This window comes from Streptomyces davaonensis JCM 4913 (assembly GCF_000349325.1).
Classification (GTDB): domain Bacteria; phylum Actinomycetota; class Actinomycetes; order Streptomycetales; family Streptomycetaceae; genus Streptomyces; species Streptomyces davaonensis.
Map to the genome: position 1 here is coordinate 8,753,641 of NC_020504.1, position 12,663 is coordinate 8,766,303.

General features: G+C 72.2%; 11 protein-coding genes. 4 read left to right on the forward strand and 7 right to left on the reverse strand.

What is annotated here, in order from left to right; genetic code table 11:
- Positions 1-69: 69 nt before the first annotated feature.
- Entirely contained in the window at positions 70-633 is a 564-nt protein-coding gene (locus BN159_RS38690; protein ID WP_015662513.1) for an Rv1733c family protein, read from the forward strand.
- Positions 634-643: 10 nt separating this feature from the next.
- Here the strand turns inward: BN159_RS38690 and BN159_RS38695 are convergent, their stop codons facing one another.
- Positions 644-2,635, reverse strand: a complete 1,992-nt coding sequence (locus BN159_RS38695) for a hypothetical protein (protein WP_015662514.1) — start codon at positions 2,633-2,635, stop codon at positions 644-646.
- A gap of 93 nt (positions 2,636-2,728) precedes the next feature.
- A complete protein-coding gene (locus BN159_RS38700) occupies positions 2,729-4,384 on the reverse strand; it encodes an acyl-CoA dehydrogenase family protein (protein WP_015662515.1) in 1,656 nt (551 codons plus the stop codon).
- Between the two features lie 75 nt (positions 4,385-4,459).
- Between BN159_RS38700 and BN159_RS38705 the strand changes: the two genes are divergently transcribed.
- The gene (locus BN159_RS38705; protein ID WP_041822218.1) at positions 4,460-5,218 is read left to right on the forward strand and encodes a PaaX family transcriptional regulator C-terminal domain-containing protein; all 759 of its coding nucleotides are present in this window, start codon (positions 4,460-4,462) and stop codon (positions 5,216-5,218) included.
- Between the two features lie 63 nt (positions 5,219-5,281).
- Here BN159_RS38705 and BN159_RS38710 read toward each other — a convergent pair whose 3' ends face one another.
- Positions 5,282-6,055, reverse strand: coding sequence for a pectate lyase (locus tag BN159_RS38710; RefSeq protein WP_015662517.1), 774 nt, complete (start codon positions 6,053-6,055; stop codon positions 5,282-5,284).
- A 298-nt stretch (positions 6,056-6,353) separates the two neighbouring features.
- Here BN159_RS38710 and BN159_RS38715 point away from each other — a divergent pair, with 298 nt between their 5' ends.
- Positions 6,354-7,658, forward strand: a complete 1,305-nt coding sequence (locus BN159_RS38715; protein WP_015662518.1) for an extracellular catalytic domain type 1 short-chain-length polyhydroxyalkanoate depolymerase — start codon at positions 6,354-6,356, stop codon at positions 7,656-7,658.
- Between the two features lie 15 nt (positions 7,659-7,673).
- On the opposite strand, the gene BN159_RS38720 is transcribed toward BN159_RS38715, so the two are convergent.
- Both BN159_RS38720 and BN159_RS38725 read right to left on the reverse strand, forming a co-directional pair.
- A complete protein-coding gene (locus BN159_RS38720) occupies positions 7,674-9,014 on the reverse strand; it encodes a nucleobase:cation symporter-2 family protein (RefSeq protein ID WP_015662519.1) in 1,341 nt (446 codons plus the stop codon).
- A gap of 76 nt (positions 9,015-9,090) precedes the next feature.
- Complete coding sequence (locus BN159_RS38725) at positions 9,091-10,428, reverse strand: FAD-dependent oxidoreductase (RefSeq protein WP_015662520.1); 1,338 nt, start codon at positions 10,426-10,428, stop codon at positions 9,091-9,093.
- 199 nt (positions 10,429-10,627) lie between these two features.
- Between BN159_RS38725 and BN159_RS38730 the strand changes: the two genes are divergently transcribed.
- Positions 10,628-11,098 carry a DUF6214 family protein gene (locus BN159_RS38730; RefSeq protein ID WP_015662521.1) on the forward strand — a complete coding sequence of 157 codons (471 nt, stop codon included), beginning with the start codon at positions 10,628-10,630 and terminating at the stop codon, positions 11,096-11,098.
- Between the two features lie 3 nt (positions 11,099-11,101).
- On the opposite strand, the gene BN159_RS38735 is transcribed toward BN159_RS38730, so the two are convergent.
- The gene (locus BN159_RS38735) at positions 11,102-11,758 is read right to left on the reverse strand and encodes a TetR/AcrR family transcriptional regulator (RefSeq protein ID WP_015662522.1); all 657 of its coding nucleotides are present in this window, start codon (positions 11,756-11,758) and stop codon (positions 11,102-11,104) included.
- Between the two features lie 155 nt (positions 11,759-11,913).
- Positions 11,914-12,636 (reverse strand): HAD family hydrolase, encoded by a 723-nt coding sequence (locus BN159_RS38740; protein WP_015662523.1) that lies wholly within the window; start codon positions 12,634-12,636, stop codon positions 11,914-11,916.
- Positions 12,637-12,663: the final 27 nt, after the last annotated feature.

The following is a 12,663-nucleotide window of genomic DNA, read 5'->3' on the forward strand; positions in this document are numbered from 1 at the left end:
TCGGGCGGCCGTCCGCCGTATGGGAGGGCGGTCGGGCAGGTCGGTGTGCGCATGAGGAGGAACCCCGCGATGGCACTGCGAGGTCCGAGGGTGTGGCTGTGGCGCTGGCGGCGCAATCCGCTGAAGCGCCGTGCCGACGCGGTGGAGTCCTGGGTGCTGCTCGGGGCCTGGGCGGTCACCGTCCTCGTGGGCGTGGCGGTGGGTCTGGCGACGGCCGGTTCGGTCGAGCACGGCATGGCCCGTGAGCGCGCGGAGTGGCGCCCTGTGCAGGCCCGGCTGACCGACGGCACGCCCGGTGCCCCGAACGGCCAGAAGATGTGGGCGAAGGTCCGATGGACGGCCCCGGACGGCTCCCAGCACACCGGCCAGGCCCGGGTCAGTCCCGGCAGCGAGGCCGGAACGGCGGTCACCGTCTGGACGGACCCCGCGGGCCGCCTGGTCACCGAGCCCGCGACCGCCACCCAGGCCCGCCTGCGCGCCGCCCTCGCCGGCGGCCTGGTGGGCGCGGGCGCGGCGATGGTCCCCTTCACGACCGGCCGCATGCTGCGAGGCCGACTGGAACGCCGACGCATCGACCAGTGGGACACAGAGTGGGCCCGCTTCGGCCCGCTGTGGGGGCGAACGACGGGCTGAGGGCCCGTCCCTAGACCACCCCCAACACCACTTCCCGGCACACCCTCAGCAACTCCTCGTCGTGCGCGATGTCGTGGCTGCCGTATCCGTCCCCCTGGCCGGTGTGCCGTCGCCGGAGCGTCAGCTCCGTCTCCACCAGGTCCCGAAGTGCTGTGCTCGCCGGGCCCATCGTGAGCAGGCACTCGGCGATCGTGCGGCGCAGGCGCGGCTGTTCCTCCCATGCGGCGCGCAGCACGGGGGCAACCGTCTCCGCCTCGCCGCCGATCCGCCACAGCGCGATCGCCGCCGTCACCCGCCGCTTCGAGGCCCCAGTCGCCCGGCGCAACACCGGCACCGCAGCTCCGGCCGCCGCCCCTATCCGCCCCAGCGTCTCCGCCGCCACGCCCCACCGTCGGGCACCCGGATCCGCCACCTCGCCCAGCAGCACGGGCACAACAGCCGCGGAGTCGCCCTCGACCGCCCACAATGCGGCCGCCGCCGGGACGGCGTGCTCCGTGTCCAACAGCCCCCGGAGCACAGGTATCGCGTCCCGCGCACCGGAACCCCACGCGCCGAACGCCAGGACCGCGTACTCGACGAGCGTGTCCCACGAGCGATCACCGGCGACCCGGCCCGCCACCAGCCGCAGCGCGTCCGGGACGGCCCCCGCGTCGCCCAGCACCGTGAGCGCCCGCAGCAGCGGCGCCGCCCGCCCCGGGGTCACCGCATCGTCGACGGCGAGGGAGCCGAGACGGCGGCGCAGGGCCGGGACGAGGGGCGCCGCGGCCGGGCCCAGGCAGGCGAGTTCATGGCCCAAGTCGTCCGGAACCACGTCACCGCCCAGCACCTCGCCCAGCACCGGCACGGCCCGAGGATCCCCGCACCGGACCAGGGCTCGCAGCGGGTCACCCAGGGTCGGCGCGCCGCGGTCCCACTGCCGCACCCACAGATCGGGACGGGCCGTCACCAGGGCGTGCAGCCCGTCGGCCGCAGGAGCGGCCAGCCCGAACAGAGGCTTCAGCGCGGACACCGCCGCGTCCCGCAACCGGTCCTCCTTCTCGGCCAGTTGCGCCCCGATCAGCGCCACCGGCTCAGCGAAGTCGGCGCGCCACTCGCGGAACAGCCCGCCGGACATCCATACCGCGTTGCACCGGTCCGCCCAGTCCGGACTGCTCAACTGCCCCACCAGCAGGGCGATCCGGTCCTCGACCCGGTCGTCCAGCGCGTGGTGCAGGGTGCGCAGCAGATGGGAGCCCTCCTCGTCCGACGGCCGCAGCCGGCGCAGATGTCCGACGAGGGTGTCGGTGTGCGGGCGGGCGCACAACGCCGCCCGCCGGGCCCGCCGTTCGGACCGCTCCCGCAGCAGTCGTACGACGGTGGGCACCAGGTCGGCGGGGGTGCGGTCGGGCGCGCAGTCGGCGAGCTGGCCCAGCGCCGCCAGCCGGAGCCCCGGGTCGTAGGGCAGGGCGCTCTGCGCGTCCAGGAGGTCCACCGCGGCGTCGGCGTGCGCGGGGTGCCTCCGGGCGTACAGGGCGAGGCTCTCGATGAGGGCGAGCAGCACCCGGTCGTCCCGTTCGACCGTGACGCGCTCCCGTAACAGGTCCAGCACACGGGCCGGTTCGTCCAGGAACCGCACGAGCGCGCCGGGGGCCGTCCGGCGCACCCCGGGATCCCGGTCCCCGGCGAGCCGGACGAAGGCCTCGGCGCCCGCCCGGACGGCGGACGCACCGTCGCCCGGACTGCCGGCGCCCTCCCCGCCGATGCTGACCAGCAGCTCGACGATGGCGCCCCGGTCCGGTAAGTCCGGGCGCGCCGCGAGCGCGAACAGGAACGGAACGCAGGCGAGCGTCGAGTCGTAGACGTCGCCCTGGTGGTGCACGGCGCCATACATGCCGTCGAGCGCGGTCTCCCGCTCGGCGGGGTCCGCCGAGGCCAGTCCCCGCAGCAGTGCGGGCACGTCCTCGGCGCTGCCGTACGCATGTCGCATCGAGGCCCAGTCGACCTCGTCGATCCCCGTGAACACGTAGTCCTCCCCAGGCAAGTACCACCTGGTTCGGAGTCTGCCCCACGGCACTGACAACGGCTCGGAATCGAGGCGTGACTGTATGCGATCCGGTCAGCCCGTGACGGGCAGCGCCCGGTCCAGGATGCCCCCCAGATCCGCGCTGTCGGGCAGGGTGCCGAAGGCGTGGCCCCAGTCGCCGCCGAGGCGGGTCGCGCAGAAGGCGTCGGCCACCGCGGGCGGGGCGTGCCGGACGAGCAGGGACGCCTGGAGCGCCATCGCCATCAGCTCCACCAGGCGCCGGGCGCCGGTCTGCGAGGCTTTGGGCAGGGCGTCCTTCAGCCGGGTCACGGCCGCGTCGAGCCGGGCGTCCGCGCCCTCGGCCAGGGCGAGTTCGTCGAACAGCGCCTGCGCCGCGCCGGGCTCCCTGCCCAGCGCCCGCAGCACATCGAGGGCGTTGACGTTGCCGGAGCCCTCCCAGATCGACAGCAGGGGAGCCTCGCGGTAGTGGCGCGGCATGCCCGACTCCTCGACGTAGCCGTTGCCGCCGAGGCACTCCAGGGCCTCCGCGGTGAAGGCCGGACCGCGCTTGGTGACCCAGTACTTGCCGACCGCGGTGGCGATCCGGCGGAACGCGGCCTCGCCGGCGTCACCGCGCACCGCCCGGTCGGCGGCGCCCGCGAGACGCAGGGTGAGCGTGGTGGCGGCCTCGGACTCCAGGGCGAGGTCGGCCAGAACATTGCGCATCAGCGGCTGGTCCAGCAGCCGGGCCCCGAACGCGCTGCGGTGCCGGGCGTGATGTCCGGCCTCGACCAGAGTCTTGCGCATCAGCGCCGCCGACATCATCACGCAGTCCAGGCGGGTGCAGTTGACCATCTCGATGATGGTCTTCACGCCCCGCCCCTCGGGCCCGACCAGCCAGGCCACGGTGCCGTCGAACTCCGGCTCGCAGGAGGCGTTGGAGCGGTTGCCGAGCTTCTCCTTCAGCCGCTGGACGCGGAAGGTGTTGCGGGTGCCGTCGGGCAGGATCCGCGGCACCAGGAAGCAGGACAGTCCGCCCGGCGCCTGCGCAAGCACCAGGAAGACGTCGCACATGGGCGCCGAGGTGAACCACTTGTGGCCGCGCAGGGTGTACACACCGGGCTCGGCGGTGGGCCAGGCCGCTGTGGTGTTGGTGCGGACGTCGGAGCCGCCCTGCTTCTCGGTCATCCCCATGCCCGCGAGCAGACCCCGCTTCTCGCTCGGCACGCGCAGCCCCGGGTCGTACTCCCGGCTGGTCAGCAGGGGCTCGTACAGCTTGGCGAGATCCGGCTGGGCGCGCAGCGCGGGGACGGCCGCGTACGTCATCGACGTCGGGCAGCCGTGCCCGGCGTCGGTGTGCCCCCACACCAGTCCGCCCGCGGAACGGGCGACGTGAGCGCCCTCCCGCTCGTCGGCCCAGGGCGCGGCTGCGAGCCCTTCGGCCACCGAGACCCGCATCAGCTCGTGCCAGCTCGGGTGGAAGTCGACCTCGTCGACCCGGTGGCCGTACCGGTCGTGCGTGCGCAGCTCCGGCTCGTGCCGGTTGGCCAGCTCGCTCCACTCCTGAGCCGCGACGCCACCGGCGGTGAGGCCCAGGCGCCGGATGTCCTCCTCGGCCCATCCGGCGCCCTCCCGCCGCAGCCCTTCGAACAGGGCGACGTCCTCGGAGGCGTCGTAGGGGGTCAGCGGCGGGGGCTGGTTGGTGACTTCGTGCGTGGCGTACGGCTCGTGCTCGGATGTCGCGACCATGCCGCGAGTGTTGCACTTCTTCCACAGTCGCAGCAAGAGTGCAACATGAAGATCGGCGCCGTACAGTACGTGCTCATGCGGACGAACGAGACGGCGGAGACGGAAGGGCTTGCCCTGCGGCCCCTGTCCGCGCGCTCGGTCGTGCTGAGCCTGCTGCTCGGCAGCCATCCGCCCGAGCTGCCGGTGAAGGATCTGGTGCGCGGGGTGGAGCCGTTCGGAGTGGGCGGGTCCACGGTGCGGGCCGCGCTCAGCCGGATGGTGGCGGCCGGCGATCTGCACCGCGCGGACACCGTCTACCGGCTCAGCGACCGGCTGCTGGAGCGCCAGCGCCGCCAGGACGAGTCCGTACGCCCCCGCACGCGCGCGTGGGACGGCGACTGGGAGATGGTGGTGATCACCGCGACCGGCCGCGGACCCGCCGAACGTGCCGAACTGCGCACCCGGCTCACCGCCCTGCGGCTGGCCGAACTCCGCGAGGGCGTCTGGCTGCGCCCCGCGAACCTCACCCGCCCCCTCCCAGCGGACCTCGACCCCGTGGCCCAGCACTACACCGCCCGACCGGACGCCTCCGCGCGTGAGCTGGCCGAGACCCTGTGGCCCCTGGACGCCTGGGCCGGGACCGCGCGGGCGCTGCTCACCCGTATCGCCGAGGCGGACGGCCCCGCCGACCGGTTCACGGCCTTCGCCGCCGCCGTACGCCATCTGCTGGCCGATCCCGTGCTGCCGCCCGAACTGCTGCCCGCCGACTGGCCGGGAGCGCGGCTGCGGGCCGCCTACACCGGGTACCAGGGCGAGCTGACCGAGCGGGTACGCGCGCGTGCGGCGCGGGAATGACGCGACGGCCGTACGACGCCCCGCGCGGGGGAACTTCGTACGGCCGCCTTCACCGCGCGGGGACTAGCGGTAGGTGATGTCCGAGCTGGAGTACAGGCAGTTGGTGCTGTCCGGGCCGGTGCCGACCGCGGTGGTGTTGTTGTACCTCTGGCAGGGGATGACCTTGCGGCCGGCGTCGTTGAGGATCGTGATGCCGCGCAGCGTCGCCACGTCGCCGCGGTTGACGTTGATGCCGACGAGGCGGGCCGTGGATCCGGTGCCGGTCACCTCGATGTTGCTGAGGTTGACGCGGCGCGTGTACTGCGTGGAGCAGTCGCCGCACGAGCGGTACAGCGTCTTGAACTCGCTGACGGCGAAGTTGGAGATGTTGACCGTGCCCGGGCCGTTGTGCTGGAAGACCTTGTCGGCGGCCTTCTTGGCGCCGCCGCCGGTGACCGTGTAGGTCGAGCCGCCCCGGAACGTGGCGGCGTCCTCGCCGACGTCCTCCCACCAGACGTTCTGGAGCGTGCAGTTGCCCTCGCAGTGGATGCCGTCGGCGCCGGGTGCGCCGATGATGACGTTCTTCAGCGTCGCGCCGGCCGCGAGCTTGAAGATCGGGTCCTGGCCCTCCTCCTGGCCGTCCCCGGCCAGGTCTCCGCTGCCGTAGTACCGCTTCATCCCGCCGTCCACCGTGCCGGACACGGGGATGGTGGCGCTCACCGGCCGACTGCTCGTGGGCGTCGGCCAGGTGGCGGCGTGCGCCGCCGGAAAAGGTCCTGTCGTGATCATGCCAACCGTGACGCCGAGTGAGGCGAGCCCGCCGATCAGGGCGCGGCGCCCGGTCCTTCGTGAAGTCATGTCCCGATGCCTTCTTCTGAGTGGGGGTCAGATCTTTCGGCTCTTGTTCGTGAACGGAGTTCGTGATGATGAACAAACTCCGCGAGCTGTGCGCCCGTTCACACCTGTTGGGGTGCAGGCGGGTCACACTGCTGAACGGAACGTAGAGGGTAAGCGCTTTCTGGTCAACGCTTCGCGTACGACAGTTTGAGCCTCCATGGCTGGCGGGCCGAGCGAATCCTTTCGACGTGTGGGAGCGCTTCCATGGTGGCCATGTGCATGCCACGATGCCCACCCGACGACCAGAAGGGACCAGGACGTGCCCACCCCCACGACCCGATGTGCCGTTCTCCTGACAGCGCTGTTATCGCTGCTCGCGGCACTGCTCGTCACCGCACCCGCCTCGTCGGCCGCCCGCGCCGATGCCACCGACGTCGTCCCCGCCGCGACCCTCACCGAGGTCACGGACTTCGGCGCCAACCCCAGCAACCTCCAGATGTACCTGTACGTCCCGGACAGCGTGACCGACCACCCCGCGATCCTCGTGGCCGTGCACTACTGCACCGGATCCGGTCCGGCGATGTACTCCGGCACCGAGTACGCCTCGCTCGCCGACCGTTACGGGTTCGTCGTGATCTACCCCTCGGTCACCCGCTCCAGCAAGTGCTTCGACGTCTCCTCGCCACAGGCCCTCACGCGGGGCGGCGGCAGCGACCCGGTCGGCATCAAGTCCATGGTCGACTGGGTGACCGCCGCCTACGACGCCGACACCGCGCGGATCTACGCCACCGGCATCTCCTCCGGCGCGATGATGACCAACGTCCTGCTCGGCGTGTACCCCGACGTGTTCAAGGCGGGCGCCGCCTTCGCGGGCGTACCGTTCGGCTGCTTCGCCACCACCGACGGCTCCGAGTGGAACAGCGCCTGCGCGAACGGCACCGTCACCCGCACCCCGCAGGCCTGGGGCGACCTGGTCCGCACCGCCTACCCCGGCTACACCGGCCCCCGGCCACGCATGCAGCTGTGGCACGGCACCCAGGACGACGTGCTGCGCTACCCCAACTTCGGGGAGGAGATCAAACAGTGGACGAACGTGCAGGGACTCGGCCAGACCCCGGCGGCCACCGACTCGCCCCAGTCCGGCTGGACCCGCACCCGCTACGGCGGCACCGGTGACCAGGCCCCCGTCGAGGCGATCAGCCTCCAGGGCGTCGGCCACAACGTCTACAGCTACGGCGTCATGGGCCCGCTCGTCATCGCCTTCTTCGGCCTGGACGACGACGGCCCCACGCCCCAGCCCCCGGCCGGCCCCTGCAAGGTCAGCGTCACCACGAACGCCTGGAACACCGGCCTGACCGCCTCCGTGACGATCACCAACACCGGTACGACCACGGTGAACGGCTGGCAGCTCGGCTTCACCCTGCCCACGGGCCAGACGATCACCAGCGGCTGGAACGCCACGTACACCCCGGCGTCGGGAGCGGTCACGGCGACGAACGCCTCGTACAACGGCACGCTCGCGCCGAACGCGAGCGTGAGCATCGGGTACCAGGCGACCCATACGGGCAACAGCGCGGCAGCGGGCGCCTACACGCTGAACGGGATCGCCTGCACCGTCGGTTGAGCAGCGGGCGGGTCGTCAGCCGACCTCCTCGCGGGGCTTGGCCGCGATCGAGGGCGAACCCGCCTTCGAGGGAAGGTGGTTGAACAGCAGGTTCAGCGCGATCGCCGTCAGGCACCCCGCGCTGATCCCGCTGTGCATCACCGTCTGGAACCAGTCCGGGAACTCGTCGTAGATCGTCGGCACGCCGACCGGCAGCACACCCATGGCGACCGAAACGGCCACCACCGTCAGGTTGTTGTTGCCCTTGAAGTCGACCTCCGCGAGGGTCCTCAGCCCGCTCGCGGCCACCGTCCCGAACATCACCAGGCCCGCCCCGCCCAGCACCGGAGCCGGTATCGCCGCCACCACCGCGCCCAGCTTGGGCAGCAGTCCGAGCAGGACCAAGATGCCGCCCGCCGCGGCCACCACCCAGCGGCTGCGCACCCGGGTCATGCCGACGAGGCCGACGTTCTGCGCGTACGCCGTGTAGGGGAAGGTGTTGAAGACGCCGCCGAGCACGGTCGACAGGCCGTCCGCGCGCAGTCCGTCGGACAGGGACCGCGCGTCGACCTTGCGGTCCGTCATCTCGCCGACCGCGATGAAGTCGCCGGTCGTCTCGGTCATCGTCACCAGGGCCACCACCAGCATGGCGACGATCGCCGACACCTCGAAGGTCGGCGCGCCGAAGTGGAACGGCGTGCTGATCCCCACCCAGTCCGCGTCGGAGACCCCGCCGAAGTCCGTGAACCCGAACGGCACGGCGACGGCGAGCCCCACGACGATGCCCACCAGCACCGCGATCCGGCTCAGGAAGACCGGAGCGAACCGCTGCACCCCGACCACCACCGCGAGCACGAACGCGGCCAGGGCCAGGTTCTTCGGCGCCCCGAAGTCCTCCGAACCGGCGCCGCCCGCGGCCCAGTTGCCCGCGACCGGCAGCAGGGAGACACCGATGATCAGAATCACCGTGCCGGTGACGAGCGGCGGGAAGAAGCGCAGCAGCTTCCCGAACACCGGCGCCAGCAGCATGATGGCGAGCCCCGCGACGATCACCGAGCCGTAGATCGCGGGCAGTCCGCCACCGTCCGTACCGATGATCACCATCGGCGACACGGCGGCGAAGGTGCAGCCCTGCATGATCGGCAGCCGGACGCCGAAGCGCCAGAAGCCGACGCACTGGATGAGGGTGGCGATGCCGCACACCAGAAGGTCGGCGGTGATGAGGTACGCCAGGTCCGCGGGCGAGAGGTTCATCGCGCCGCCCACGATCAGGGGGACGGCGACCGCGCCGGCGTACATGGCGAGGACATGTTGCAGTCCGAACGCGGCCAGATGGCGGGCTGGTGGGACTTGGTCTACGGGATGCGTGGAGGTCATGGGCGAGACCGTAAGTCCCTTGAACAGTTTGTTGATTGCTGGAGTGTTTCCGGTGCGTGTCCCGCCACGCGGTGCGCTACGGCCGGTGCGCGGCGTCCATCAGGGACCGCCAGTCCGCCAGCTTCACCACGCGTCGGCCCAGGCTCGCCCCCAGCTCCGCCTCCGCCCGCTCGATGGACCGCCAGCCCTCCCAGCGCACCGGCTCGACTCCCTCTGCCCGCAGGGCGGTCAGGGGATCCTCGGGGACGTCCTCGGCCACGAGCGCGGCGGAGTCCTCGATCAGGGAGGCCACCGTCTCCTTGGCGCAGGGCCGGTTCGTGCCGATGACGCCGGTCGGGCCGCGCTTGATCCAGCCGGCCACGTATTCGCCGGGGGAGACCGCGCCCTCGCGCAGGACCCGGCCCGCCAGGTGCGGGACGGTGCCGGTCGCCGGGTCGAACGGCAGGCCTTCCAGGGGGACTCCGCGGTAGCCCACCGAGCGCAGCACCAACTGGGCCTCGACGTCTTCGAATTGGCCGGTTCCGGTCACTCCGCCCAGGCCGTCGGGTGCCGTGCGCTCGAAGCGGACCGCGCCCACCCGGCCCGCCTCGGCGAGGAGTTCGACGGGGCGCAGGAAGAAGCGCATCCGGATCCGGCGGGGCGCGCCGTTCGGTGAGGTGCCGGACCAGGCGCGCAGGACGTCGACGTTGCGGCGCTGGGCGCCTGGCAGGGCCGAGGGGTCGGCCCAGGCCGGGTCAAGGGCGGCCTCCGCGGGGTCGACGGTGACGTCGGTGCCGGGCAGGGAGCCCAGTTCGCGCAGCTCCTTGGTGGTGAATCGGGCCTGGGAGGGGCCGCGGCGGCCCACCATGGCGATGTCGGTGACCCGGCTCGCGGCGAGCGCCGTCAGCGCCGCCTGCGGCATGTCCGTCGGGCTCAGTTCCGCCGTGCCGCGGGCCAGCATCCGGGCGACGTCCACCGCGACATTGCCCACGCCGATCACCACGGCCGACCGTGCCCCGCGGACGAATCCGTCGTCCACGGCGTCCGGATGGGCGCTGTACCAGGACACGAACTGGGTCGCCGACCAGCTGCCCGGCAGATCCTCGCCAGGGATCCCGAGATGCCGGTCGGTGGCGGCGCCCACGCAGTACACGACCGCGTGGTACAGCTCCCGCAGCCTGGCAGCCGGCACCCCGCCGGGCCCGATCTGCACCCCGCCGAGGAACCGCACCCGCTCGTGCTCCAGTACCGTCCGCAGGTTGTTCTGGAGGGACTTGATCTTCTCGTGGTCCGGCGCCACGCCATAGCGGACCAGGCCGAACGGGCACGGCAGCCGGTCCAGGACGTCCACGAGAACGCCCGGATCCTGCTGTACCAGGCTCTGCGCGGTGTAACACCCGCTCGGCCCTGAGCCGACGACGGCGACATGCAGCACGGCGGAACTCCTCACCCGTGGGATCTCAGGAGGGTGCTGTTGCTTCCAGCATCGCACCCGAGGTGCTGCGCTGACAGGGTGCCGACGCCGAGTAGCCTCGCGTGTCCGTTCGTATGGAATGTGATGATGCGGTTACGTTCCGTGTGTGCTAGAAGCATCCTTTCTTAATCTTTCTGATCGTTGTCCGACGGACGGCCAGGTGTCCGTGTGGCCCGCGTGGGAAGTGCGGGAGGACGCGGCCGCGACCGCGTGGTTCCAGGTCAGGCTGGCGTTCGCCGACGGCGCCCGGGTCGACGCGCTTTGCGTGGTGTCTGCGGACGGCATCTCCATCGAGGACGTACGGGCCCAGCCGGCGCTGTCCCTGCACGATCTGGCGGCGCTCGCCGACTGGATCGAGGAGCCCCTGTTCGAGGCCTGCGGGATGACGCAGGAGGACGAGGCCGCCGACGGCGAGGAGTACGCCGGGGCCCGGCGGGCCCGCCCCGCGTGGCCGCGGGGGAGCGAGGGCCGATGGCTGATCGCCCAGGAGTACCGGGCGGCCCAGGAGGAGGGCTGCGACCCCGTACTGGCGGTCATGTGCGCCACCGGCCACAGCCGCCGCAAGTCACTCAGACTGATCTCCCAGGCCCGTGACGCGGGATACCTGACACCCCGGCACGCCCGGCGCTGAGCCTCAGCCGGGCTCCTCCCCGGTCGCGAAGAAACGGGAGAGGTCGGTGTCCTCCGGCGGGGTGTCCGCGTCCGGTGGGACCCCCATCTCCCAGTCGAGGCGGTAGCGCTTGAACAGTTCCGCTCGCAGTACCGGCACGGACATCGGCACCCCTGGGACCAGCGCCGCGTAGACCGCGCCCATGAGCAGGGCCCGGAGCATCGGATAGTCGGCGTCGACGTCGAGCGAGCCGTGCCGGGCGCAGGTGTCCCGCAGGAGTTCGGCGAGGCGGCGCTGTTCCGGGCACTGCACGAAGCCCTCGGCCTGGAGGATCCCGGCCATGTGCTGGCGCATCAGCACGGGACGGTCCCGGGCGAGCCCGAGGATCGCGTCGATGGCGCGCGCCATCCGCTCCCGGCCGTCCTCGGTGCGCGGCTCACGCTCCAGCGCCTCCTGGAGCGTGCAGCACATCAGCCGGTGCACCGCGGACTGGACGAGCTGGCGTTTTCCGGGGAAGTAGTACGACACCAGACCGCGCGCCGAACCGGCCCGGTCCGCGATGTCGCCCAAGGTCGTGGCCTCGTAGCCGTGCTCACTGACCAGTTCGACCGCCGCCTGGAGGAGCCGCTCGCGAGAACGCCGCCGCAGTTCTTCATTGACCGAGGCGCTGCGCGGGGACATGCTTACTCCTGCGTTGACTGGCTGCCAGCCAACTATACTCAGCGCATCCGGTCGGACTCCGGTCCGGCCTGTTCGGGTTGCCGCCTGCCTTGGGCGACACGGGGGATCGCCTAAGGCAGGCGTGCGACTCCCCGATGGTGGCCCCGGGCGACTTCTCAGGCGCCGACGCCGAAGTCCTCGGACCGGCCGCGCGCCACCAGATCCAGCACCGGCCGCAGGCCGTCCGGCCGTTCGGCGACCGGCAAGTGATCCACGAAGTGCACCTCGCAGCCCAGTGTCGCGGCCCCGCCGTCCGCCCGGCGGTCGTCGCCGACCATCAGGACCTCGCGCGGATCGGCGGCGAGCTCGGCACAGGCGGCGCGGAACAGCCGGGGGTCCGGTTTCTGGATGCCGTGCTCGTAGGACAGGACGTAGGCGTCCACATACCGGTCCAGGCCGTGCTCGCGGAAGACCGGGCGCAGGTCCCAGCCGATGTTGCTGACCACACCCACCCCGATCCCGCGCTCTTGCAGCGCGCCCAGCACCTCGGCCGCGTCGGGGTACGGATCCCAGGCGGCGGGCGTCATATGGCGGTCGTAGAGCGTTTCGTGCAGGCCCTCGTCGGGGAGCGCGACGTGCCGGGACAGTCCGGTGTACGCGGCGCGGTGCAGCTCCTGGCTCTTGTCCCGGACGCCCCACACGCTCGCCACGTCCTCCGGCAGCCACGCCGGGCTCGCCCCGCCCGGCAGCGCCCCCATCCGCTCCAGCGCCTCGGCGGCCTCCGCCAACTCCGGCTCGGGCAGCTCCACTTCCCGCTCGGCCAGCGCCCCGCGCAGCCAGGACTCGGTGGACTCGACGCGGAAGAGGGTGCCGGAGAAGTCGAACAGGACTGCGGTCATGTTCGAATCCTACGGAACGTCGATCGC

Bases quoted from the DNA above. Each gene is read 5' to 3' on its own strand.
- BN159_RS38690 (WP_015662513.1), top strand. From the start codon at position 70: ATGGCACTGCGAGGTCCGAGGGTGTGGCTGTGGCGCTGGCGGCGCAAT.
- BN159_RS38700 (WP_015662515.1), bottom strand. From the start codon at position 4,384: ATGGTCGCGACATCCGAGCACGAGCCGTACGCCACGCACGAAGTCACC.
- BN159_RS38705 (WP_041822218.1), top strand. From the start codon at position 4,460: ATGCGGACGAACGAGACGGCGGAGACGGAAGGGCTTGCCCTGCGGCCC.
- BN159_RS38710 (WP_015662517.1), bottom strand. From the start codon at position 6,055: ATGACTTCACGAAGGACCGGGCGCCGCGCCCTGATCGGCGGGCTCGCC.
- BN159_RS38720 (WP_015662519.1), bottom strand. From the start codon at position 9,014: ATGACCTCCACGCATCCCGTAGACCAAGTCCCACCAGCCCGCCATCTG.
- BN159_RS38735 (WP_015662522.1), bottom strand. From the start codon at position 11,758: ATGTCCCCGCGCAGCGCCTCGGTCAATGAAGAACTGCGGCGGCGTTCT.
- BN159_RS38740 (WP_015662523.1), bottom strand. From the start codon at position 12,636: ATGACCGCAGTCCTGTTCGACTTCTCCGGCACCCTCTTCCGCGTCGAG.